This window comes from Bosea sp. NBC_00550 (assembly GCF_026020075.1).
In the GTDB taxonomy this organism is placed as follows: domain Bacteria; phylum Pseudomonadota; class Alphaproteobacteria; order Rhizobiales; family Beijerinckiaceae; genus Allobosea.
In genome coordinates this window covers 950221-973661 of record NZ_CP102772.1, presented here as the reverse complement: position 1 = coordinate 973661, position 23441 = coordinate 950221, and the positions used below count along the sequence as shown (strand labels likewise).

Annotated in this window: 15 protein-coding genes and 1 pseudogene; 7 read left to right on the top strand and 9 right to left on the bottom strand. The window is 65.9% G+C overall.

Annotation, left to right across the window (positions count from 1 at the left end; all coding sequences use genetic code 11):
• The first annotated feature begins 525 nt into the window (after positions 1 to 525).
• Entirely contained in the window at positions 526 to 2574 is a 2049-nt protein-coding gene (locus NWE53_RS04600; protein ID WP_265053194.1) for a methyl-accepting chemotaxis protein, read from the top strand.
• Between the two features lie 105 nt (positions 2575 to 2679).
• Here NWE53_RS04600 and NWE53_RS04595 read toward each other — a convergent pair whose 3' ends face one another.
• Both NWE53_RS04595 and NWE53_RS04590 read right to left on the bottom strand, forming a co-directional pair.
• The gene (locus NWE53_RS04595) at positions 2680 to 3138 is read right to left on the bottom strand and encodes a hypothetical protein (RefSeq protein WP_265053193.1); all 459 of its coding nucleotides are present in this window, start codon (positions 3136 to 3138) and stop codon (positions 2680 to 2682) included.
• 187 nt (positions 3139 to 3325) lie between these two features.
• Entirely contained in the window at positions 3326 to 3958 is a 633-nt protein-coding gene (locus NWE53_RS04590) for a MarC family protein (RefSeq protein WP_265053192.1), read from the bottom strand.
• Between NWE53_RS04590 and NWE53_RS04585 the strand changes: the two genes are divergently transcribed.
• From NWE53_RS04585 to aat, 3 genes are all read left to right on the top strand, one after another.
• Positions 3951 to 4151: a hypothetical protein gene (locus NWE53_RS04585; protein ID WP_265053191.1), complete on the top strand. Its 201-nt coding sequence runs from the start codon at positions 3951 to 3953 to the stop codon at positions 4149 to 4151. The genes NWE53_RS04590 and NWE53_RS04585 overlap by 8 nt on opposite strands.
• 21 nt (positions 4152 to 4172) lie before the next feature.
• On the top strand, positions 4173 to 6971 hold the full coding sequence (gene gyrA / locus NWE53_RS04580; protein ID WP_265053190.1) for a DNA gyrase subunit A: 2799 nt from the start codon (positions 4173 to 4175) through the stop codon (positions 6969 to 6971).
• A gap of 296 nt (positions 6972 to 7267) precedes the next feature.
• Positions 7268 to 7939 (top strand): leucyl/phenylalanyl-tRNA--protein transferase, encoded by a 672-nt coding sequence (aat, locus tag NWE53_RS04575; RefSeq protein ID WP_265053189.1) that lies wholly within the window; start codon positions 7268 to 7270, stop codon positions 7937 to 7939.
• 10 nt (positions 7940 to 7949) lie between these two features.
• On the opposite strand, the gene NWE53_RS04570 is transcribed toward aat, so the two are convergent.
• Entirely contained in the window at positions 7950 to 8522 is a 573-nt protein-coding gene (locus NWE53_RS04570; protein WP_265053188.1) for an FUSC family protein, read from the bottom strand.
• Between the two features lie 3 nt (positions 8523 to 8525).
• Complete coding sequence (locus tag NWE53_RS04565) at positions 8526 to 9152, bottom strand: DUF2155 domain-containing protein (protein WP_442865016.1); 627 nt, start codon at positions 9150 to 9152, stop codon at positions 8526 to 8528.
• Between the two features lie 244 nt (positions 9153 to 9396).
• Between NWE53_RS04565 and NWE53_RS04560 the strand changes: the two genes are divergently transcribed.
• Positions 9397 to 10122, top strand: coding sequence for a DUF1028 domain-containing protein (locus NWE53_RS04560; RefSeq protein WP_265053187.1), 726 nt, complete (start codon positions 9397 to 9399; stop codon positions 10120 to 10122).
• A 120-nt stretch (positions 10123 to 10242) separates the two neighbouring features.
• On the opposite strand, the gene NWE53_RS04555 is transcribed toward NWE53_RS04560, so the two are convergent.
• Together NWE53_RS04555 and NWE53_RS04550 are read right to left on the bottom strand one after the other, a co-directional pair.
• Entirely contained in the window at positions 10243 to 10653 is a 411-nt protein-coding gene (locus tag NWE53_RS04555) for an NADH:ubiquinone oxidoreductase subunit NDUFA12 (protein WP_265054815.1), read from the bottom strand.
• Positions 10654 to 10773: 120 nt separating this feature from the next.
• Entirely contained in the window at positions 10774 to 11496 is a 723-nt protein-coding gene (locus NWE53_RS04550) for an NIPSNAP family protein (RefSeq protein WP_265053186.1), read from the bottom strand.
• 693 nt (positions 11497 to 12189) lie between these two features.
• Here NWE53_RS04550 and NWE53_RS04545 point away from each other — a divergent pair.
• Positions 12190 to 15915 carry a vitamin B12-dependent ribonucleotide reductase gene (locus NWE53_RS04545; RefSeq protein WP_265053185.1) on the top strand — a complete coding sequence of 1242 codons (3726 nt, stop codon included), beginning with the start codon at positions 12190 to 12192 and terminating at the stop codon, positions 15913 to 15915.
• A 379-nt stretch (positions 15916 to 16294) separates the two neighbouring features.
• Positions 16295 to 17436, top strand: a pseudogene (locus NWE53_RS04540) (IS30 family transposase).
• Positions 17437 to 17576: 140 nt separating this feature from the next.
• Here NWE53_RS04540 and NWE53_RS04535 read toward each other — a convergent pair.
• Genes NWE53_RS04535 through NWE53_RS04525 form a run of 3 tightly spaced genes read right to left on the bottom strand, consistent with a single transcriptional unit; the run spans position 17577 to position 23412 of the window.
• Positions 17577 to 18926, bottom strand: a complete 1350-nt coding sequence (locus tag NWE53_RS04535) for an HlyD family type I secretion periplasmic adaptor subunit (protein ID WP_265053184.1) — start codon at positions 18924 to 18926, stop codon at positions 17577 to 17579.
• Positions 18927 to 18976: 50 nt separating this feature from the next.
• Positions 18977 to 21619 (bottom strand): calcium-binding protein, encoded by a 2643-nt coding sequence (locus tag NWE53_RS04530; protein WP_265053183.1) that lies wholly within the window; start codon positions 21617 to 21619, stop codon positions 18977 to 18979.
• Positions 21616 to 23412 carry a type I secretion system permease/ATPase gene (locus tag NWE53_RS04525; RefSeq protein ID WP_265053182.1) on the bottom strand — a complete coding sequence of 599 codons (1797 nt, stop codon included), beginning with the start codon at positions 23410 to 23412 and terminating at the stop codon, positions 21616 to 21618. Before NWE53_RS04525 ends, NWE53_RS04530 begins: the two co-directional genes overlap by 4 nt.
• Positions 23413 to 23441: the final 29 nt, after the last annotated feature.

The window sequence follows — 23441 nt, the reverse complement described above, 5'->3', positions numbered from 1 at the left end:
TCGCCTCACAGGCCAGCCTGATTCCCCGGCGGGCCGAGAGCCGCCCGCCGCGCGTGACCATGTGAACGCGCCGGCACCCTGCGCCGCGGCAACCGCTGCTTGATCTGGGCAGATCGTGGTGCCCCAGAGTTATATCTTCGATAATACTTAATTTCGACCGAGTCGTTGTCTTAGATTAATTGTAAAACGTAACAGAAGCTGCCGGATGCTTCTTTGGCAACGCGCCATCATCGGCCGCATGCCCCAGCGTTTCACCGAATATTTACCACAAATGACCATCGTGAACCCGACCGCGCAAGAAGCGGATCGGAGGTCGGCAGGCGCCGTATCGCGATCCGAGCGGAGGGGGAATGATATGGGCCCGGTTGCAGGCAGGGGTTACCCGCGTGCGCAGCTGGCGGCGGCCCAGGGTCGTTCGTTCTCCCCCGAACCCGGCGTGGTCGGCGTCGCTCCCCGCGATGTCGAGCCGACTATCCCTGCCAAGCCCTCCCCGGCCTAAGCCCCACGCAGAAGAGCAAGACGGATATGATCAAGAAGCTCAAGATCGGCCAACGCCTCGTCGTCGGCTTCGGCATCATTCTCGTCATGCTGATCGCGCTCGCGGTCGTCAGCGTCGACCGTGTCGGTGTCATCAATGACGGCCTGACGACCATCAACGACGTCAATTCCGTGAAGCAGCGCTTCGCGATCAACTTCCGCGGCAGCGTGCACGACCGTGCGATCAGCCTGCGCGACGTCAGCCTCGGCGGTGCGCGCGATCTTCAGGCTAATGTCGACGACATCGCCAGGCTGGCCGAGAACTATCGCAAGTCGGCAGTTGCGCTCGATGCGCTCTATGCCGGCAGCGCGGCGGGCAATGCCGACGAGCAGCGCATCCTGGCCAGCATCAAGGAGACCGAGGCCAAGACGATGCCGCTGATCGCCAAGGTGATCGATCTGCAGCGCGCCGGCGATGGCGAGCAGGCCAAGTCCGTGCTGATGACGCAGGCGAAGCCGCTCTTCACCGAATGGCTCGGCCGGATCAACCAGTTCATCGACCTGGAAGAGGCGAAGAATCAGGCGCTCGGACACGACGTGCGCGGCGTGGCACAGAGCTTCACGCTGCTCACGATGATCCTGTGCGGTGTCGGCCTGCTGGTCGGCGGTACGATCGCCTGGTGGTCGCTCAAGGCGATCAGCCCGCTGCGCGAACTGACCGGCATCATGACGCGCTTCGCCGAGGGCGATCTTCAGCCCGCCGTGCCGCATGCCGACCGCAAGGACGAGGTCGGCGCGATGGCGGCGGCGCTGCAGATCTTCCAGGGCAACCTGCAGAAGATCCGCGCTCTCGAGGAGCAGGAGCGCACCGAGGCCAAGGCCAGGCTCGAACGCGCCGACTCGATGGCCCGCATCGTCAGCGACATCGGCGAGGTCGTCGCCTCCGCCGCCGCCGGTGACTTCTCGGCCAGGCTCGAGATCGAGCAGGCCGACGAGCAGATGCAGCAGCTCGTCGCCGGCATCAACGAGATCAATGCCGTGGTCGATTCGGCGACGACCGAATTCGCCGGCACGCTGTCGGCCGTCGCGGCCGGCGACCTGACCCAGACGATCGCGACGGCCTATCGCGGCCGCTTCGCCGACCTGAAGGGCGCGATCAACGACACTGTCGAGCGCCTCTCGGCGACGGTGCGCACGATCCAGGTGACCTCGTCGGATGTCGGCCTGGCCGCCCGCGAGATCAACATGGGCGCCAACGACCTCTCGAAGCGCACGGAGGAGCAGGCCTCCTCGCTCGAGGAGACTGCCGCCACCACCGAGCAGCTCGCGGCCTCGGTCAAGGCGTCGGCCCAGGCGTCGCGCCAGGCGACCCAGATCGCCGAGGAGGCGATGTCGGCGGCGCAAAGCGGCGGCACAATCGCTGGCCAGGCGGTCGATGCCATGGCTCGCATCGAGACCGCCTCGCAGAAGATCTCCGACATCATCCGCGTGATCGACGATATCGCCTTCCAGACCAATCTGCTGGCGCTGAACGCGGCGGTCGAGGCGGCCCGCGCCGGCGATGCCGGCAAGGGCTTTGCGGTCGTCGCTTCCGAGGTGCGCACTTTGGCACAACGCTCCGGCGAGGCGGCCAAAGACATCTCCGGGCTGATCTCGTCCTCGAACATCGAGGTCGGCGAAGGCGTCAAGCTGGTGCGCCAGGCCGGCGACGCCCTGCAGCGTATCCTGGAGGCGTCGCAGCGGGTGTCCTCGACGATCTCGGACATCTCGTCAGCCGCCAGCGAGCAGGCCAACGGCATCGACGAGATGAGTCAGGCAGTGGCGCATCTCGATGAGATGACCCAGCAGAACGCAGCCCTTGCGGAAGAGAGCGCGGCCTCCGCCGCCTCGCTCTCCGACAAGATCGCCCAGCTCAACGGGCTGGTCTCGACCTTCCGCACCGGCGGAGGCGACTCTGGCTTTGCGGCCAAGCCCGTGATCGTGCACGACGCCGCGGCGCAACAGGCCCGCGACCTGCGCAAGATCGGCCGTGCCATGGCACCGTCCGCCCCGGCGCGCGGCCGCGCGGTCAACGAGAGCGGCTGGTCGGAGTTCTGAGCACTGCCGTGCCGTAAAGCATGAACGCCGTCGCGATACCGGGATGCAAAGCCTGCGTCCCGGCATCGCGCCGTCGAGGTCAGGCGACCTGCAACGGAGCGCTCGTCAGCGGGAGGTGTTGCAGACAGCGCCCCTCGCCGGCCTGAGCAAGAAAGTCGCATCGCCGGGACCGTCGATGAGCTTTTCGTTCAAATCGGGCCCGGTCTCATCGTCGAAGATCTTCAGCTTGCCGAGGTTCGTGAGTCTGAGGTTGCGACCCTCCAGCGATAGTAGAAGTCCGGAGGCGCCGTCCGTGTCGGGCTGGCAGCTCAATCCTTCGGCGCTCTGTTCGCAGCGGCCGCCTGCGCGCCAGATCTGTTGCCGTCCTCTGATCCAGAGATTCATGCCGAAATCGATCTTGCCCGAATCGTAGCGGGACTTTTCGACGCGAAGCCAGAGGCGCTGAACCTGCTGGTCAAGATGCAGGTGAAGATGGGCGGCATCATAAGTCCGAGCGAAGCAACCCAGAAGGCTCCGAGCGGCCACGGGCGTGCCAGACAGCAGGACGGTGCAGACGATCGACACCTGTACGGCCCTCGCGACTCCCGTCAAATCCTGCTCCTGTGCTCGTCGCGCAGCTGCATTGTCGACTGCGCCCGAGTGTTAGGGCCGCAAGTGTTAGAGCCGCTTGCAAGCCGGAGCAAATCCCTGCCCTCGCAGTTTAGGCGCGTGAGTCCGGAAAGGGTCGGAAGCGGAACGCTCCGCCTCGCCTCTATCCCGCCAGCATCGCCGCTCTTATCCCGTCGATGACGAACTGAACGGCGAGCGCCGCCAGGATCACGCCGAGCAGGCGCGTCAACACGACATTGCCGGTGACGCCGAGCAGCTTCGCGATCGGCGTCGCGGTCAGGAACACGGCGAGGCAGGACAGGATCACCAGCCCGCAGATCAGCGCCAGCGTCACCAGCAGGAGCGGGTCGCCGCCGGCGCGGCCGGCGAGCAGGATCATCGCCGTCAGCGCGCCAGGCCCGGCCATCAGCGGGATCGCCAGCGGGAAGGCCGCGACGTTGCGGATATGGTCCTGCGTGATCGCCGTCTCGGCCGTCTGCTGCTTGCGCTCGTTGCGGCGCTCGAACACCATCTCGAAGGCGATCCAGAACAGCAGCAGCCCGCCGGCGATGCGGAAGGCCGGAAGCGAGACGCCGAGCGCCTTCAGCACGACGTCTCCCGCCACGCCGAAGAAGGCCATGATGCCGAAGGCGATGATGCAGGCGCGCACGGCGACCTGCCGACGTTCGCCCGACGACATGCCACGGGTCAGCGACAGGAAGATCGGCGCAAGGCCGGGCGGATCGAGCGTCACCAGCATGGTGACGAGCGCGGAAGTGGCGAATTCGATGAACATGCGGCGCCGACTTGACCACGGCTTTTGCCCGTCGTCACCCGTCAAGAAAGGCGGGATTGTGGCAGCGCTTGTGGACGGCTCAGAAAACCCCCTGCAAGCGATTGATATCGCAGGCTTTATTTTTGCCGGGACAGAGCCCGCTTTTGCTGGCGCCAAAGGCCGGAATCGGGTAGCCAGAAGCCTGAAAAACTAGCAGGAATCGGGACATTTCCCTTTGAGCGACGACACCGACGACAAGCGCGACGGCGCCCCGGAATTCGGCGGCGACATCAAGCCGATCGCGATCACCGACGAGATGAAGAAGAGCTATCTCGATTACGCCATGAGCGTGATCGTGAGCCGCGCTCTGCCCGATGTCCGCGACGGCCTGAAGCCGGTCCACCGCCGCATCCTGTTCTCCATGCACGAGAACAAGAACCTGCCCGAGCGGCCCTACACCAAATGCGCCCGCATCGTCGGCGACACGATGGGTAAGTACCATCCGCACGGCAATCTCGCGGTCTACGACGCCTTGGTGCGCATGGCGCAGGACTTCTCGCTGCGCCTGCCGCTGATCGACGGCCAGGGCAATTTCGGCTCGATGGACGGCGACAGCCCCGCCGCCGACCGTTACACCGAAGCGCGCCTCGACAAGGCGGCGATGCCGCTGCTGGAAGACCTCGATCTCGATACGGTCGATTTCCAGCCGAACTACGACGGCAAGGAGCACGAGCCGACCGTCCTGCCGGCGCGCTATCCGAATCTGCTGGTCAACGGCGCCGGCGGCATCGCCGTGGGCATGGCGACCAACATCCCGCCGCATAATCTAGGCGAGGTCATCGATGCCTGCGTCGCCTTCATCGACAACCCCGAGATCTCGATCGACGAGCTGATCGAGATCGTGCCCGGCCCGGATTTCCCGACCGGCGCCTCGATCATGGGCCGCAGCGGCATCCATTCGGCCTATCACACCGGCCGCGGCTCGATCGTGATGCGCTCGAAGACGCATATCGAGGAACTGCGTAAGGAGCGCGAGGCGATCATCGTCACCGAGGTTCCCTACCAGGTGAACAAGGCGTCGATGGTCGAGAAGATCGCCGAGATGGTACGCGAGAAGCGTATCGAGGGCATCTCCGACCTGCGCGACGAATCCAGCCGCGAGGGCGTCCGCGTCGTCATCGAGATCAAGCGCGACGCGCTGGCCGATGTCGTGCTGAACCAGCTCTACCGCTTCACCCAGCTGCAGACCTCCTTCGGCGCCAACATGGTCGCGTTGACCGGCGGGCGGCCGGAGGTGCTGAACCTCAAGGACTTCATCTCGGCCTTCGTCGAGTTCCGCGAGGAAGTGGTCTCGCGTCGCACGCGCTACCTGCTCAACAAGGCCCGCGAGCGCGCCCATGTGCTCTGCGGTCTCGCTACAGCAGTCGCCAATATCGACGAGGTCATCCGCCTGATCCGCACCGCGCCAACCCCGGCGGCGGCGCATGAATCGCTGATGGCGCGCGACTGGCCGGCCGAAGACATCGCGCCGCTGATCGCGCTGGTCGACGATCCGCGCCACCCGATCAATCCCGACGGCACCTATCGCCTGTCGGACGCGCAGGCCAAGGCGATCCTCGAGCTGCGCCTCGCCCGCCTCACGGCTCTGGGCCGCGACGAGATCGGCGACGAGCTGGAGAAGCTCGCCAAGGAGATCGCGGATTATCTCGACATCCTGCGCTCGCGTGCCCGCATCCAGGAGATCGTCAAGAGCGAGCTCGCCGAGGTCAAGAACGCCTTCGCGACGCCGCGCCGCACGGTCATCCAGGACTGGGGCTCCGATCTCGACGACGAGGACCTGATCGCCCGCGAGGACATGGTCGTCACCGTCAGCCATGGCGGCTACATCAAGCGCGTGCCGCTCTCGACCTATCGGGCGCAGCGGCGCGGCGGCAAAGGCCGCTCCGGCATGGCGACCAAGGACGAGGATTTCGTCGCGCGGCTGTTCGTGGCCAACACGCACACGCCCGTGCTGTTCTTCTCCTCGGAAGGCCAGGTCTACAAGGAGAAGGTCTGGCGGCTGCCGCTGGCGGCGCCGAACGCGCGCGGCAAGGCGCTGGTCAACATGCTGCCGCTCGAAACCGGCGAGCGCATCACCACGATCATGCCGCTGCCCGAGGACGAGGCGAGCTGGGAAACGCTCGACGTGATGTTCGCCACCGCCTCGGGCGGGGTGCGCCGCAACAAGCTCTCCGACTTCGTCAACGTCAATCGCGCCGGCAAGATCGCGATGAAGCTCGACGAGGGCGACCACATCGTCGACGTGCAGATCTGCACCGAGAACGACGACGTGCTGCTGACCACGGCGGACGGCCAGTGCATCCGCTTCGCGGTGCCGGAGGTGCGCGTCTTCAAGGGTCGCGATTCGACCGGCGTGCGCGGCATCAACCTAGCCAAGGGCGACGAGGTGATCTCGCTCGCGATCCTGCGCCATCTCGATGCCACGCCGGACGAGCGCGCCGCCTATCTCAAGCGCGCCGCCGCGAACCGCCGCGCCCTCAATGGCGAGGCCGACGAGGGAGCGGACGCAGCACCCGCCGTCGAGGCCGATGCCGAGGAGAGCGCCGGGGATATCGAGCTCGGGCTCGAGAAGTACACGGCGATGGGGGCTGCCGAGCAGTTCATCCTGACCATCTCGGAGCGGGGCTACGGCAAGCGCACCTCGTCCTTCGAGTACCGGGTGACCGGACGCGGCGGCAAGGGCATCGTCGCCATGGTCGTCAACGAGCGCAACGGCAAGCTCGTCGCCTCCTTCCCGGCGGTGGACAGCGACCAGCTGATGCTCGTCACCGATGGCGGCCAGGTCATCCGCGTGCCGGTCGATGCCGGTCCGGACAACCGTATCCGCATCGCGGGCCGCTCGACACAGGGCGTGACGGTGTTCAACACCGCCAAGGACGAGAAGGTCGTCTCGGTGGAGTGCATCAACGACGATGGCGAGGGCGATGCCGAAGTCGAGGACAGCGCACCCGGCGAGGAAGCTGCGGAAAGCTGATCTTTCAGCGTGTTGCGGCGGTGTTTTCAGGTCGTTTCTGAGGCCACCGCCCAACTTGCCTGCGGCTGCCATGCATGATCAGCCTCGTCATGCTCGGGCTTGCCCCGAGCATCTCGGAAACCAGTTCCCTCTGGTCCTGAGATTCTCGGGTCTGCGCTTCGCTTCGCCCGAGAATGACGCTTGCCATTCCGCTACTCCGATGCGGAGACCGGCGACCGCCTGACGAGACGATCAGCTCCTTTGCGAGCACGCAGCTTCTGTTTGACTCCCCGCCCACGCCGCGCTCCCATCCACGCATGAAGGCCCGTTCCGTGCCCGTCCGCTCGCCCGCGATCACGCCGGAGATCATGCTGCGCGCCTATGCCGCCGGCATTTTTCCGATGGCGGAGAGCGCCGACGATCCGAGCCTGTTCTGGGTGGAGCCGGAACTGCGCGGCATCATCCCGCTCGACGGGTTCCATCTGTCCAGCCGGCTGGCGCGCACCGTCCGCTCGGACCGTTTCGACATCAGGATCGACAGCGATTTCGACGCGGTGATCGCCGCCTGCGGCGAAGCCCGCCCGGACCGCCCGGAGACCTGGATCAATGGCCGCATCCGCGCGATCTTCAGCGAGCTTTTCGCGCTCGGCCATGTCCATACGGTGGAATGCTGGCGCGAAGGGCGCCTCGTCGGCGGTCTCTACGGGTTGTCGCTCGGCGGCGCCTTCTTCGGCGAGAGCATGTTCCACCGCGAGACCGACGCCTCCAAGGTCGCACTCGTCCATCTCGTCGCGCGGCTCAGGCGCGGCGGCTATCGGCTGCTCGACACCCAGTTCCAGACCGGACACCTCGCACAGTTCGGCACGATCGAGATTCCGCGCGACGCCTACAGGCCCAGGCTCGACGATGCGCTGCGCCACCGGGGCAACTGGCATGCCTGGCCGGCGCGGGCGATCTTGAGCGGCAGCCAGGCGCTCGCCGAACTCTGAGCAGTCCCTATCAGGCCGGCCGGCGCGGATCGAGGCGCTCGGCCAGCCAGACCACGGCGATCGCGACGCTGACGCCCCAGCCCACCTCGACGACGCGCGAGAGCATCATCTGCTGGGCGCTCGTGCCGGGATGGGGAACGAGCAGGATGATGGTGGCGGTGATGCCGGCCAGCCGCGCGGCGCTGGCGACGTTCAGCATCCAGGCGGCCAGCACCGAAAGTGCCGCCGCGAGCAGGTAGCTAAGGATGTTCTGCCCGGTGACCAGCACGACCGCGACGCCGATCCCGCCGCCGATGGCCGCGCCGACGAACTGGTCGCGCGCCGTCGTCCGTGTCGCCCCGAATTCGGTCTGCACCACCGCGATGGCCGTGATCGCCGCCCAGAAGCCCTCGCGCAGCCCCAGCGCCTGCGTCGGGAGATAGGCAGCGAGTGCCGCTGCGCTGGACATCAATGCGTGTTCGAGCCCGTCCCGAAAGCGCTGCCCGGCCGAGAGCCGCTTGCGCAGCTCGGAGAGGCGGCGGCGCAGGCGCCTGATGCGCGTCGTCTCGCGCCCGGCCCCTTTATCGGCGCCGTCGGGCGACACGGATCAGCCGCCGCCGGTCGGGTCGCGACCCTGCCCGGGGTTGGTCGGGAAGAAGCGCTGGCTCGGGCGCTGCGGCTGCACCGGCACGCCGCGCGGCGGTTCGACATCGATGCGCCCGCCGGGCAGCGGCGCCGGCTGCTGCAGCGATGGCGGCTGGTTGGGATCGCGCGGCGGTGTGCGCGGCCGGCGCGGGTCTTCCGGCGCTGGTGGAGGCTCGGCTTCCTTCGGATCGACGACGAGCTCGGTGCCGCCCTTGCAGTCGGTCAGCCACACGTCATAGATCGCGTGCTCGACGCCATGCAGGCCGGGGCTCGCCGCGTACATCCAGCCGGTGAAGATGCGCCGGTATTCGTTCTTGAAGGTGACCTCGTCGACCTCGACGAAGGAGTCGGTCTGCGGTGCCTCGGTCGGCGGCCGGGTCCAGCAGACGCGCGGCGTCAGCTGGAGGGCGCCGAACTGCACGGTCTCGTCGACCGCGACCTCGAAGGAGATGATGCGGCCGGTGATCTTGTCGAGCCCGGCGAAGACGGCGGTCGGGTTGCGGATGCGGTCGGCCTGTGCCGGCCCCATCGCGGCCAGCATCGCGACGGCGCTCGTGGCGAGGCCTGCCAGGATCGGAAAACGGAACAACGACGGCATGCTGGCGCGAATCTCTTCGACAGCGCGGAAGGACCGCGACGAGGCGCAGTAACACGGCAAACGCAGCGGAAAAAGGGCATCGCGCCTGAAATGCCGCCAGCAACCTAAGCTGCACAGACATCGATGGCCGGTGCGGTCTGGCAGGACCACCGGTTCACGTCTCGCGATAGAGCGCGCTTTGCAAAAAGTCGAATGGGCGCCTATTGCCCCTCACTGCCGAGACGAGGAACGCTCCATGACCTGGTCGATTGTCGCAAGAGATGCGCAAACCGGCGCGTTTGGCATCTTGTGCGCATCGAAGGCGCTGGCTGTCGGAGCTGTGGTTCCGTATGGAGCCGGCCGCACCGGTGCGATAGCGACCCAAGCCCTCGCCAACCCGTTTTTCGGCGTCGACGGGGTGAGGCTGCTGCAGGAAGGCTGCTCCGCGCGTGACGTCGTGGCTGCACTGTCAGCCTTGGACGAAGGTCGCGACCACCGACAAATCCATCTGGTCGACCGCGAAGGCGGGGTGTCCGCCTATACGGGTTCGGCGTGTATCGGCTGGAGCGGGAGCGTCGAAGGCCCACAAGTCTCCGTCGCGGGAAATATGCTGACGGGGCAGCAGGTCGTCGATGAAAGCCTGAATGCCTATGTCTCGGCCTCCGCCTTGAGTTTTGACGAGCGCCTCATCGTCGCAATGGAAGCCGGCGAACGCGCAGGAGGCGACAAGAGGGGCCGCCAGTCCTGCGCCATCCGCATATGGACCGAGGCTCCGTTTCCAAGCTTCGATCTGCGGGTCGATGACCATCCCGAGCCGCTGAAAGAGCTTCGTCGCCTCTGGCGGCTTGCCCATCAGGGTTACGTGCCGTTTCAGACCGCTCTGCCAACGCGCTTGAAACCAGCGGGCTGTACGGATCGCGATGCGGTCTACCGCATGTGCGCCGAATATGCGGCGACATGGAACGCTGAGCACGCCGAATAACAGCCGAGCCGGTTCTGTTTCCCGCCCGCCTGAAGAAACCGGTCCGCCGGGTATCTTGCCCCACCGACCATGAAAAAGGCCGCCCCGAATCGAGCGGCCCTGTGTCTCGGAGCCTTCGCCTCAGCGGCCGGGCGTCCAGGCCTGGTAGTCGCCGGTCGCGGCCGGGCGCTCGCCTTCGGCCAGGGTCGAACCCTGCGGGCGATAGGCCAGGGCCGTGCCGGTCCAGTTCTGCTGGTGCGGCTCCTGCCATTCGCGCGGCTGATAGCTTTCCTCGGACGGCGCGACGTCGACGGTGTGGTGCAGCCAGCCGTTCCAGCCGGGCGGGACCTTGGAAGCCTCGGCCTCGCCCTTGTAGATCACCCAGCGGCGCTGGAAGCCGAGCGCCTTGTCCTTCACCCCGCCTGCGGTGCGGTAATAGACATTGCCGAACTCGTCCTCGCCCACCTTTTCGCCGAAGCGCCAGGTGTGGAAGCGCGTGCCGATGGTCTGGCCGTTCCACCAGGTGAAGATCTGCAGCAGCCAGTCCTTCATCGTCGTCAGTCCGTGCAGTTGCGGCGCCGCGCAGATATGCGGGCGCGTCTCGGCCTGACTTATGGCGGCAGCGCCCTGCCCTGTCCAGCCCGGAGCAAGGCGGCCTAGCGTCACGCCGCGCTAACGCAGGCGCGAGCGCCCCGTCGGTATCAGCTCCGCCACCTCGACTGAGGTCGCGGCCGCTCCAGCGCCAATCGTGCCCAGCGCCGCGGCGACGGCAGGGCTCCCGCCCTCTGGCGGCCGAACGACCGTCACCACGACATTCGCTTCCGCCCGCACCGGCAATCGGGGGAAGCCGTTCGGGCTGTGATCGCTGATCAGGCTTGCCAGAACGGTCGCGCCCGCGGCGAGAGCCGTATCCGCGATCCGAGCCGCCTCCTGCCGCAGCTCGTCTTCGGCTGAGATCGCGGGGACGTGATGGGTCGAAACGAGGATCAGCCTCCCTGCATCCGGGAAGATGCCGGTCGGCCGCTCCGGCAGACCGGCGAAAGCCGACTCGCTCCCCGCCGGCTTCAGCATCAGCACATCGTCGGAATCGATCATGGTCTTGTTGGCGGCAGGGCCATGCTTGGCCCAGACCGGCCCGCCATAGAATCGCGGCAGCGAAGCACTGCGCACCGCCTGATCGGCAAAACCGCGGAACCAGACAAAATGATCGGGCTGGCCGGAATCGCGGAACTGTCCGACGACGCTCATGCCGACATCTTCCTGCGTCTCGACGAATTCCGCATCGAACAGGGCGATCAGCGTCTCACGCTGTCCTCGTTTCAGCAGGTAGCGCCTGAGTTCGAAAACGGTATCCGCGGCGGCAAGCGAACTCGCCTTCGATGCGACTTGAATCATGGCGGCCCATATAAGGAAGAGCGATCTCCATCCAATCTCGTCGCGCCAATGCCTGATTCTGTCAGGAGCGCTTTGCCGGATTTTCGCCGTGATTCGGCCTGCCCGCCGCCATGATGCGCGGGCCGAAGCGCACCGACTTCAAGCACTTGGCCCGCTCCCCGAAACTGCCATATGTGGCGCGCTTGCGACACGCCAGGATTCAGGCTTCGTCAACCATGAATAGTGGGGATTTTACGGACTGCGCTTCGCTCGGCTCTGTGGCAATCTTGCCGCGGGCCGGCGATTCTCGTCGCTATTTCCAAGGCTTAGCCGGCGCCTTGAAACTTATCCCCATAACTCACACATACCTACCAGATGTCGTGTCCACAGGGATGGCAGAGCACTATTCCTTGACGAACGGTAGCGATCGGCGCTAGATTTTGACCATCGCATGACAGCCGGTGGCAACCCCTCTGGATGACTGCGGAACCCTAGTTTTCCAGAGTGTTCCGGGCCTGCCGCCGCATCCGCGCCTAACGTGGAAGCGAACGGGATTGCGCGGGCATTTTGGGCGTGACCGGGCCTGCAAGCGGGGCGACACCGCCGAGGACCCACAGGGCGTCGAACCGAGTTTGGGCTGACATCAGGAGCCGGTGATCAACCGGCCGCGCGAGGCTTCAAGGCAAGCCCGCGGCAGATCAAGGGACGAAGATCATGCGCATCGAGCGCCGCTACACCACCGCCGGACAGTCGCCCTACGCCGCGATCCCGTTCCGATCGGCCGTCAGCGAGATCAAGAACCCGGACGGCTCCGTCGTCTTCCGGCTGGAGGGCATCGAGGTTCCCGAGGCCTGGTCCCAGGTCGCGAGCGACGTGCTCGCGCAGAAATATTTCCGCAAGGCCGGCGTCCCCGCCCGCCTGAAGAAGTTCGAGGAGAACGACGTTCCCTCCTTCCTCTGGCGCTCCGTCGCCGACGAGGCCGCTCTCGCCGAGCTGCCGGAGGGCGAGCATTACGGCTCCGAGATCTCGTCGAAGCAGGTCTTCGATCGCCTTGCGGGTTGCTGGACCTATTGGGGCTGGAAGGGCGGTTATTTCTCTTCCGAAGAGGATGCCCAGGCCTTCCATGACGAGCTGCGCTTCATGCTCGCCACCCAGCGCGTCGCGCCGAATTCGCCGCAATGGTTCAACACCGGCCTGCACTGGGCCTATGGCATCGACGGCCCCAGCCAGGGCCATTTCTACGTCGATTTCAAGACCGGGAAACTGGTGAAGTCTAAGTCGAGCTACGAGCATCCGCAGCCGCATGCCTGCTTCATCCAGGGCGTGCAGGACGACCTCGTCAACGAGGGCGGCATCATGGACCTGTGGGTTCGTGAGGCCCGCCTGTTCAAATACGGCTCCGGCACCGGCTCCAACTTCTCGATGCTGCGCGGCGAAGGCGAGAAGCTCGCCGGCGGCGGCAAGTCCTCGGGCCTGATGTCCTTCCTCAAGATCGGCGATCGCGCGGCCGGCGCCATCAAGTCGGGCGGCACGACGCGCCGCGCCGCCAAGATGGTCGTGGTCGACGCCGACCACCCGGACATCGAGGCATATATCGACTGGAAGGTGAAGGAGGAGCAGAAGGTCGCCGCCCTCGTCACCGGCTCCAAGACCGTCAAGAAGCACATGAAGGCCGTGCTCAAGGCCTGCATCAACTGCGAGGGCGAAGGCGATTCCTGTTTCGACCCCGAGAAGAACCCGGCCCTCAAGCGCGAGGTGAAGCTCGCCCGCAAGGCGCTGGTACCGGACAACTACATCAAGCGCGTCATCCAGTTTGCCAAGCAGGGCTACAAGGACATCTCCTTCGATACCTACGACACCGACTGGGATTCCGACGCCTATCTCACCGTCTCCGGCCAGAACTCGAACAACTCGGTCTCGCTGACCGACGATTTCCTGCGTGCCGTCGAGACGGATGCGGATTGGAACCTGATCCGCCGCACCGACGGCAAGGTCGGAAAGACGCTGAAGGCGCGCGACCTCTGGGAGAAGATCGGCTACGCCGCCTGGGCCTCGGCCGATCCGGGCCTGCACTTCAACTCGACGATGAACGACTGGCACACCTGCCCGGCCTCGGGCCGGATCCGGGCGTCCAACCCGTGCTCCGAGTACATGTTCCTCGACGACACGGCCTGCAACCTGGCCTCGGCCAACCTGCTGCAGTTCTACGACAACGAGACCAAGAGCTTCGACGTCGCGGCCTATGAGCATCTCTGCCGGCTCTGGACGGTCGTGCTCGAGATCTCGGTGACGATGGCGCAGTTCCCGTCCCGCGAGATCGCCGAGCTCTCCTACGAGTACCGCACGCTCGGCCTCGGCTACGCCAATATCGGCGGCCTGCTGATGACCATGGGTCTCGGCTACGACTCCGACGAAGGCCGTGCGCTCGCCGGCGCCCTCACCGCGATCATGACCGGCGTCGCCTATGCGACCTCGGCCGAGATGGCAGGCGAACTCGGCCCCTTCCCCGGTTACAAGAAGAACGCCAGCCACATGCTGCGCGTCATCCGCAACCATCGCACCGCGGCCCATGGCCTTGCCGATGGCTATGAGGGCCTGAGCGTCACCCCGGTTCCGCTCGACCATGCGACCCTCGCCCGCCTCGGCGGCTCGGCTGTCACCATGGCGGAGCGCTCGCGCGCCGTCTGGGACCAGGCGCTCGAGCAGGGCAAGCGCTACGGCTACCGCAACGCCCAGTCGACCGTGATCGCGCCGACCGGCACGATCGGCCTCGTCATGGATTGCGACACCACCGGCATCGAGCCCGACTTCGCCCTGGTGAAGTTCAAGAAGCTCGCCGGCGGCGGCTACTTCAAGATCATCAACCGCGCCGTGCCGGACGCGCTCAGGGCGCTGGGCTACCGCGAGGCGGATATCGCCGAGATCGAGGCCTATGCCGTCGGCCACGGCTCGATGAAGCAGGCGCCGGGCGTCAATCCCTCGACGCTGCGCTCCAAGGGCTTCACCGACGAGAAGATCGAGGCAATCGAGAAGGGGCTGAAGAGCGCCTTCGACATCAAGTTCGTCTTCAACAAGTGGACGCTGGGCGAGGATTTCCTCACCGGCACGCTCAAGGTCCCGGCCGAGAAGCTCAACGACATGTCGTTCGAGCTCCTGCCCTTCCTCGGCTTCACCAAGGCCGAGATCGAAGCGGCGAACGTCCATGTCTGCGGCGCGATGACGCTGGAAGGCGCCCCGCACCTCAAGACCGAGCATTACAACGTCTTCGACTGCGCCAATCCCTGCGGCCGCATCGGCAAGCGCTATCTCTCGGTCGAGAGCCATATCCGCATGATGGCGGCGGCGCAGCCCTTCATCTCGGGCGCGATCTCCAAGACCATCAATATGCCGAACGAGGCCACGGTCGAGGACTGCAAGAGCGCCTATATGCTCTCGTGGAAGCTGGCGCTGAAGGCCAACGCCCTCTATCGCGATGGTTCCAAGCTCTCGCAGCCGCTGAACTCGGCGCTGATCTCGGATGAGGACGAGGATGCCGACGACGCCATCGAGGCACTGGTCGCAGCGCCGATGGCGGCGCGCGCCACCCAGATCTCGGAGAAGATCGTCGAGCGCATCGTCGAGCGTATCGAGCGCAAGCGCGAGCGCGAAAAGCTGCCCGACCGCCGCACCGGCTACATCCAGAAGGCGGTGGTCGGCGGCCACAAGGTCTATGTCCATACCGGCGAATATTCGGACGGGCGCCTCGGCGAGATCTTCATCGACATGCACAAGGAGGGCGCTGCCTTCCGGGCGATGATGAACAACTTCGCCATCGCGGTCTCGCTCGGCCTGCAATACGGCGTGCCCCTGGAAGAGTATGTCGAGGCCTTCACCTTCACCCGCTTCGAGCCCTCGGGCTTCGTCACCGGCAACCAGTCGATCAAGAACGCGACCTCGATCCTCGACTACGTCTTCCGCGAGCTCGCGATCTCCTATCTCGGCCGCAACGACCTCGCCCATGTCGATCCCTCCGAGATCGGCCATGACGTGATCGGCGGCGGCGTCGGCCAGGACAAGGCGCCGGACGCGACGGCTCCGATCACCTCGACCCCGCTGGCCTCCACCGGGTTCCGCCGCGGCAAGCCGATCAACCTGCTCGCCATCCAGGGCGGCGGCGCGGCCAACGATGCGGTCGCCCGGTCGGTTTCATCGGTGACGGCGCTCGCCACCGCCGGCGCCACCGCGCTGAAGGAAGAACCGGAAGCCTATGGCGAGGCGGAGATCGCCAAGCTCGGCTTCGCGGCCCCGGCCGCCCAGCCGTCGCAGTCCGAGCGCCGGGCCGAGGCGATCATGAAGGGCTATGTCGGCGACAGCTGCGGCGAATGCGGCAACTTCACCCTGGTCCGCAACGGCACCTGCCTGAAATGCAACACCTGCGGATCCACGACAGGCTGTAGTTGATTATTCCGGGGTGCCCGGTGTGAAGAGAGAGGCATAGTGTTGCCGCGATTGTCGGTCGAGTTCCGCAATCTGACATGCGACGCCGGCTTTGCCGGCGTCGCTCAGTTTCCCGCAGCAGGGTTCTGTCGACCAGAGCATTCAGCTCGACGTGTGCAAGCGCGCCAGTTCAGCTAAGAACCTGCCGGAAAACGAGTGGCTCTGTGCCGGTCGGCTAACTTAGCACAGCGGCTCCCCCCTCCCCGCAGGCCGTCCATCGGACTTCGCGGGCGGACGAGGCGATGGGCGCGCGAATTCCCAAACGCGGAGCTTCCGGAGTTGGCGGTGGTCTCAATCGGTAATCGCAACACGCTACTTTTCCTTTGGAGATGGAGCGTGGGTGATGATGCAGCGGCGGCGGATCTACTATTCGGCGGCCCAGCGGGCTGAGATCTGGGATCGCTGGAAGGCCGGCGAGTCGATGAGTTCGATTGGGCGGCGGTTCGATCGGGAGTCCTCTTCGGTGTTCTCGGTGCTTTCGCCGACGGGCGGCATTCGGCCTCCAGACCGGCGGCGGGCGCCGCGGGCGCTCACTCTCAGCGAGCGGGAGGAAATCTCCCGAGGGCTCAGCACCCGCCGGTCGCTGCGCGTGATCGCTCGGCAATTGGGCCGATCACCGTCCACGGTCAGTCGCGAGGTTCAGCGCAACGGCGGGCCGGATCGCTACCGCGCGGCGCGCTCCGATCAGGCGGCCTGGGACCGGGCCTTGCGTCCCAAGCCGTGCAAGCTGGCTTGCCGACCCGGTCTGGCCCGGACAGTATCCGGCAAGCTGCAGCGGAACTGGTCGCCCGAGCAGATCGCCGGCTGGCTCAAGCGCACCTGCCCCCGGGAGCCACACAATCAAGTGTCGCACGAGACGATCTACCGCAGCCTGTTCATCCAGACCCGTGGGGTGCTGAAGAAGGAACTGCTGGACCACCTGAGGGCCCGGCGAACGATCCGCCGCTCCCGGCACGCCAGCCTGAAGCGGAACGGCCTGGGCCAGATCAGGGACGCCGTCTCCATCAGCGAAAGGCCGGCCTCCGTCGAGGATCGTGCGGTCCCTGGTCACTGGGAAGGCGACCTGATCGGCGGCTCCCGGAACAGCTACGTCGCCACGCTGGTCGAGCGGCATTCGCGCTACGTGATGCTGGTCAAGGTCGCCAACAAAGACACCGGGAGCGTCATCACCGCCCTGATCAAGGCGAACTCTATCAGTCCCTGACCTGGGACCGAGGCAAGGAGTTGGCCGACCACAAGCGGCTGGCCCTCGCTTCGAACGTCGAGGTCTACTTCTGCGATCCCAGGTCACCCTGGCAACGTGGCTCGAACGAGAACACCAACCGGCTCCTGCGCCAGTATCTTCCCCACGGAACCGACCTGTCCCTGCAAAGCCAGGCCCAGCTCAGCGCCATCGCCCGTCAGCTCAACGAACGGCCCAGAAAGACCTTGCTCTATCAAACCCCAGCCGAGAGGTTCGCCGAGTGTGTTGCGGCGATCAGTTGAGCCCGCCCCCCATTGCGGACGTTCGGTATGTCTGCTTCCGGATGGTCCCAGTTTGGCGCGGGCAGCGCCAGCGCCTCGACAATTTTCCACGCTGTTAGATCCAGTTACGCTGCTTCGGTTCACTCGCAAGTGAATAGAACTCAGCGCTCCAGGAACATCCGGCTCGCATGGTCGGTGAAAGGCTTGGTCAGGAACGAGAGCGCCTTGCGCTCTTCGGTGGTGATCATCACCTCGACCGGCATTCCCGGGAGGAGCTTGCGGTCGCCGAGCACCGCGATATCCCCTTCGATCTGGACCTCGCATGTATAGTAGTTTTGGCCGGTCGCGGGATCTTTCGTCGTGGCCGGCGAGACATGGCTGACCCTGCCGGGAATTTCGGGCGTCATGTTGCGATTAAAGGCTGAGAAGCGCAGACGCGCGGCCTGACCGGGTTTGACCTGGTCGATATCAGCCGGTGCGATACGCACCTCGATCGTCAGTTTTGCCCCGATGGGAACGATGGTGGCGAGCCGCGCAGCCGGCGTGATGACGCCGCCGATGGTGAAGATCGTCATCTCGTTGATCGTCCCGGCGATTGGGGAGCGGATCTCGGTGCGTGACAGCCGGTCTTCACCGGCGACGCGGCGGTCCTGCAGCTCCGACAGCTTGGCTTCGACCAGACGCAGTTCGCGCTGCGCCTCCGTCCGCGCGGTGTCGTTGATGGAGATGATCTGCAGCCGGGTTTCGCTGATGCGAAGCTTGGCACGCGCGAGCGTCGCCTCGATCTCCCCGCGCTCACCGAGCAGCCGCGCCCATTCCCGGTTGATGTTGAAGACCTTTGAGCCATCGATATAGCCCTTCTGGAAGAGCCCGAGAAACTTCGTGCGCTCCATCTCGACGAGCCTGAGCTCCTCGGATTTGGCGACATGCCGCGCTTGTAGCCCCTTGATCTCCTCCCCGGACTGGACGATGCCGATCTCGAGCTGCTCCTTGCGGCTTTCCCGATTGGTTCGGTTCCCCTCGAACAGACGCGTCTCGCCCTTGATGATCTCAGCGGCCTCCTCGGAAAAGGCGGCGAGAGGGGAAGGAAAATCGACCTTGTCGAAACCATCACGCTCGGCGACCAGCCTGGCGCCGCGGGCAAGATGCTCCGCCAGCTGAGAGCGGACGATCGACAGTTCCGCGCGGGTCTGGACGTCCTCGAGCTGGAACAGAACCTGTCCCTCGCTGACGTTGTCGCCCTGCCTGACCGCGATCGACCGGATGATGCCGCCGTCGCGATGCTGCACCTCCTTGAGGTTCTGATCGACCTTGACCGTTCCCTGGCCGAGAACCGCGCCATTGAGATTGGCCGATACAGCCCAGCCACCGAATCCGACCACGAGCAGCAACGCCAGCGCCATGCCGGAGACAATGTGCGGACCAAGGCCGAAATCGGCCCGCCGTTCGGCCGCGCGAGCGCCTTTCTGTGCCTTGGCGAAGAGCTTGGCGTCGAAATTTTGGGCATTCATGACACGAACCCTCTCGGCGCCATAGCGAGCGGCGACCACACCACGCTGGATCAGTAATAATACAATTTGTGAGCACCATAGATTTCGATCGAGAAATCCTTTTCGTCCTGCTGCGCGACGAAGACATCGACAAAGGTCCTGTCGTCCTCCCCGATCTTTTCGATGCGGAAGCGGAACGGGCGTCGGTCCTCGTCGGTGCCGTTATAGGTTTCGTTGAATGGGTCGATCTCGGTGCCGCCAGCCTCGGCGTCGGAATGGACCTGGTATTGCTTGACGATGATGCGGTCGCCCTCCTCGAGATCGAGGATCTGGTGGATCAGGTCGTTATCGGCGGGAGCGGATACGTCGAACTCGAACCGGTCCTCGCCCCTGCCGCCCGTCACCGTCGCGCCCTTCGACCCCACGATGAAGTGGTCGTTCCCCTCGCCGCCGATCAGGGCTTCGAAATCGAGAACCGTATCCTCCCCGATCTCGATGCCAACGGCCCTGTTCTCCGTCAGGTCGACGGTTACGCCATCGCTCGTCTGGGAAAGATCGAGGGTGTCATGCCCCTCATCGCCATGGAGGCAATCGTCTTGCTGATCCAGTGAGGCAATCACGATATCGTTGCCCGATCCCGCTCTGACCGTATCACGGCCCATTCCTCCATCGAGCGTATCGTTCCCGTCCCCGCCCTCGACGATGTCATCGCCGTCCCCGGCGCGGACAACGTCGTCGCCATCGCCGCCATCGACCTTATCGTCGCCGGATCCGGCAAACACGACATCGTCTCCGTTCCCTGCATCGACCTCGTCGTCGCCTGTGCCGGCATCGATAACATCACAGCCATCGCCGCCCTCGACCTCGTCGTCGCCGGCGCCGGCGAGCAAGGTGTCGTTTCCTTCGCCGCCATCGGCGAGGTCGTCGCCCTCCCCGGCATCGACGAGGTCGTCGCCCCGACGACCGACGAGAACATCGTTACCGGCCCCGCCCGAAAGCGTGTCGTCACCGTCGCCCCCGTCCAGACGATCGTCCCCCGCCTCGCCGAAGAGGGTGTCGTCGCCCTCCTCGCCGAACAGAAGGTCGGATCCAGCACCCGCCTTTGCGACGTCGTCGCCGCCGCCGAGCCGCATGACATCGCGTCCGGCGCCGAGCTGAACCAGTTCGACGCCAGCGCCGCCGAGCACCGTATTGTTGCCATCGGCGGCGCTGACGTGGTTCAGGCCGTTCCCGACCGAAATGATGTTATCGCCCGATCCGCCGTCGATCGCGCTGTAGCCGTCGCCGGTCGCGATGATGTCGTCGCCGGGACCGCCCGAGATAACATTGTTGCCAGGGCCGCTACGGATATGGTCGTTGCCCGGGCCGCCATGCAGCTCGTTGTCGCCGGCGCCGCCGTCGATTGCATCGTCACCGGCCTCGCCGAAGATCGTGTCGTTGCCGTCGCCGCCCGAGAGTTCGTCGTTCCCCAGGCCGCCGACGAGAAGGTCGTCGCCAGCTTCGCCGAACAGGCGGTCGTCGCCGTCCTCGCCGTAAAGGCGGTCATTGCCGGCGCCGCCGAATAGGACATCCATGCCGGTGCCGCCATAGACGACGTCGTTACCGGCACCGGCATAGACGATATCGTTGCCGGCACCCGCTATGATGTGGTCGTCGCCCGCGCCCCCGTGCACGATGTCGTTGCCGGCCCGCGCATCGACGGTGTCGTTCCCATCGCCGGCCCTGATCAGGTCGGCACAGTCCGTGCCGGTGAGCACGTCGTCACCGGCAGTGCCGTCCAGCTCCAGGATTTCGACCACCCGGAGTACCGCGACCTGCGAGACGGTCGCGATGCCATCGGTCACGCCATAGCTCACGAAGACGGGGCCGTAATATCCGGCAGCCGGCCGGTATTGCCAGCCGTCTTCGGTCAGCTCGATCGTGCCTGACGATACCTGCAGATTGCGGACCGTCAGCGGATCGGCGTCGGCATCCGACGCGCCCACCAGCAACCCCGCCGCTGTCAGCAGCAATGTCTGACAGGCACCGATCTCGCCAAGCTGGACCGATTTCGCCAGGCGCGGGGACCGGTTACGGGTCGTCGGGTCCTGCGGTCCAACCGGATCGGGATCGGGATCGGGGCCGTCGGGAGGATCATGCGGTTCGGGAACGAAGATCACCGGGTTGAAAGGCGCCACGACGACCGGCACCCGCGCCCCGCCCCCCTCGATGGGGACAAGATGTGGGCCGCTCGACACGCTCGCGCCGCCGATTGTCTGCGAGCCCTCCGCGGCAAAACGGTTGTCGTTGCTGACCCGGTCCAGGCCGAATGCGATGGTTTCGCGCACGAAGGGCTGCAGGGGCAGCTGCTCATAGTCGATCGGCGGCGAATCGATGCCGAGGAAATCCACCAGCCCCGGCACCGGATCGCTCGCCGCGCCCGAGCCGAGTTCGTGGTCGTTCTTGTCCTCGGGAATCGAACCGGTTTCGTCCGGGTCGCCCTGAAGCTCCACCTCGCCGGCCGGCTGGGGTGCGGCCGCAGTGTCAACTGGGCCTGGCTCCGGTTCGGCCTGCGTCGACGTCAGCGAGCGCAGATATGCGGCGACCGCCAGAACGATCACCGCGAGAGCGGCCGGCCAGCGTGACGGCGCGGGCTCTCCCTGCGCCTTCCGGTAGATTTCCTCGGCTGAGGGTGCGGAATTCCGAGCGGGCCGGAGCGCCTTGACCTCGATCATGCTGTCACCCTCCTGAGCGGACCAGCGCCCCCATCGATCCCGCTGGCGGCGGGCAGGCGTGGCTCGACCGGAACATCGGTCCCGGCGGGTGCGGGCTGCTTCTGTACGGGGTTGAGGATGGTGTCCCTGGGACCGAAGCCGGTAAGCTTGCCGCCCTGCACGACGCCGAGCAAATCGACCGCGACAAGTGCGCTCGGCCGGTGGGCGACGATGATCGCGATGCCGCCGCGCGCCTTGATGCCTTCTATCGCCCTCGTCAGGGCTGCCTCGCCCTCACTGTCGAGATTGGAGTTCGGCTCGTCCAGCACGACCAGAAAGGGATTGCCGTAGAGCGCGCGAGCCAGGCCAATGCGCTGGCGCTGGCCGGCCGAAAGCGCGGTGCCCTGCGGCCCCAGCTGCGTCTGATACCCTTCCGGCAGCTTCACGATCATGTCGTGGATGCCGGCTGCGGTCGCTGCGGCCACGATGGCGGCCGGGTCGAGATCGGGCGCAAGCCGCGAGATGTTATCGCCGATGCTGGCATCGAGCAGGCTCACCTCCTGCGGCAGATAACCGAGATGGCGGCCAATCGCATCCTCGGGCCATTGCTCCAGATTCGCGCCGTCGAGCCGAACCGACCCGCGCAGGCACGGCCAGATGCCGGTGAGCGCGCGAACCAGGGTGGTCTTGCCGCCGCCGCTGACGCCGATGATGCCAAGTGCCTTGCCCGCGGTCAGCTCGAAACTGACCTCGCTCAGCAGCACCTGGCCGGATCCCGGCGCGGCGACCGTAATACGATCGACCCCGAGGGATCGGTGCGGTGCGGGCAGCTCCATCGGCTCGACCGCCTTGCTCAGCGCCACCACGGTCTCGCGCAGCCGCCCGAAGGCGAGGCGCGCGGCGACGAAGGATTTCCAGTTGCCGATCGCCTGGTCCACTGGTGCGAGCGCCCGCGCAGAGGCGACCGACGCGGCGATGATCGCGCCCGCGGAAAGCTCGCCCTTGATGGTGAGGAAGGCGCCGAGGCCGAGGGTCGCCGATTGCAGGATCATGCGCAGGACGCGCGCGACCGCTCCGAAGGTCCCGCCGAGATCGCTGGCACTGGTCTGCAGCGCCAAGTGCTCACGATTCACACGGTCGAAGCGTGCCACCGCGCGGCCGGAGAAGCCCATGGCCCGCACGACCTCGGCGTTGCGGGCATGGGTGTCAGCCATCGCATTGCGGGCGATCGCGGCCTGGCGCGAGCTGCTGCTCAGCCTCCGCGCCAGAATCTCGCTCAGGAGCGTCAGCAGGGACAGCACCACGGCGCCGCCCAATGTCAACGCGCCCAGCCAAGGGTGCAGGAAATACACGAAGGCCAGATAGAGCGGGATCCAGGGCAGGTCGAACAGGGTCGCCGGCCCCTGGCTGCCGAGAAACCCGCGCACCGTGTCGACGTCGCGGCCGCGCTCGAGTGCCTCCGTGCTGGAGAAGCCGAAACGCGGCATATCGAGCGCGACGCGATGGGCGAGTGGCGCGATATCTTCGTCGAGGCGCGCGCCGATCCGGATCAGCACCTGCGACCGGACAATGTCGAAGCCGCCCTGGAACAGATACAGGCCGATTGCGAGCACGGAGAGGGCGGCAAGCGTCTGAACACTGCCGCTGGTCAGCGCGCGGTCGTAGACCTGCAGCATATAGAACGAGCCGGTCAGCGCGAGGATGTTGATCAGGCCGGAGATCAGGAACAGGAACAATGCGACCTGGCGGAAATCCCGGGTCAGCACGGCTCCGTCGCGTTTGCGGGCTTCGGTGAGACGGGCAGAGGAGGCCATGGCGGCGCGCCCTTAATCATAGCGGTGAA

Bases quoted from the DNA above. Each gene is read 5' to 3' on its own strand.
- NWE53_RS04555 (WP_265054815.1), bottom strand. From the start codon at position 10,653: ATGAAGGACTGGCTGCTGCAGATCTTCACCTGGTGGAACGGCCAGACC.
- NWE53_RS04560 (WP_265053187.1), top strand. From the start codon at position 9,397: ATGACCTGGTCGATTGTCGCAAGAGATGCGCAAACCGGCGCGTTTGGC.
- NWE53_RS04525 (WP_265053182.1), bottom strand. From the start codon at position 23,412: ATGGCCTCCTCTGCCCGTCTCACCGAAGCCCGCAAACGCGACGGAGCC.
- NWE53_RS04530 (WP_265053183.1), bottom strand. From the start codon at position 21,619: ATGATCGAGGTCAAGGCGCTCCGGCCCGCTCGGAATTCCGCACCCTCA.
- NWE53_RS04585 (WP_265053191.1), top strand. From the start codon at position 3,951: ATGAACATGCGGCGCCGACTTGACCACGGCTTTTGCCCGTCGTCACCC.
- NWE53_RS04550 (WP_265053186.1), bottom strand. From the start codon at position 11,496: ATGATTCAAGTCGCATCGAAGGCGAGTTCGCTTGCCGCCGCGGATACC.
- NWE53_RS04590 (WP_265053192.1), bottom strand. From the start codon at position 3,958: ATGTTCATCGAATTCGCCACTTCCGCGCTCGTCACCATGCTGGTGACG.
- aat (WP_265053189.1), top strand. From the start codon at position 7,268: ATGAAGGCCCGTTCCGTGCCCGTCCGCTCGCCCGCGATCACGCCGGAG.
- NWE53_RS04545 (WP_265053185.1), top strand. From the start codon at position 12,190: ATGCGCATCGAGCGCCGCTACACCACCGCCGGACAGTCGCCCTACGCC.
- NWE53_RS04535 (WP_265053184.1), bottom strand. From the start codon at position 18,926: ATGAATGCCCAAAATTTCGACGCCAAGCTCTTCGCCAAGGCACAGAAA.
- NWE53_RS04600 (WP_265053194.1), top strand. From the start codon at position 526: ATGATCAAGAAGCTCAAGATCGGCCAACGCCTCGTCGTCGGCTTCGGC.